Below are 234 nucleotides of genomic sequence, written 5' to 3' on the forward strand. Positions count from 1 at the left end.
TCTACTTGGGTAAAACGTTACGCTCATTCCGGTTTGACCTAACAAGATATCGGCTTCTTTGCTGCTTAAATCAAATATTTCATAACCTATTTTGCTTTGGTCATAGTCACACAAACTGTATTGTGCATAGCTCGGCTGTGTAGAATTTGGTAGCGGATCAACGATTAGCTCTAACGTTACAATATCATAACAACCAGTAAGGTTGTTCTCTACTCTTACGTAGAGTGTTTCTTG

General features: G+C 38.5%; 1 protein-coding gene. It reads right to left on the bottom strand.

The genetic code is table 11. The features are described 5' to 3' along the window. The coding region (locus tag IAI56_RS16060) for a hypothetical protein (RefSeq protein ID WP_187658806.1) at window positions 1–234 on the bottom strand (234 nt) is incomplete at both ends.

This window comes from Flavobacterium macrobrachii, from assembly GCF_014486675.1.
Classification (GTDB): domain Bacteria; phylum Bacteroidota; class Bacteroidia; order Flavobacteriales; family Flavobacteriaceae; genus Flavobacterium; species Flavobacterium macrobrachii.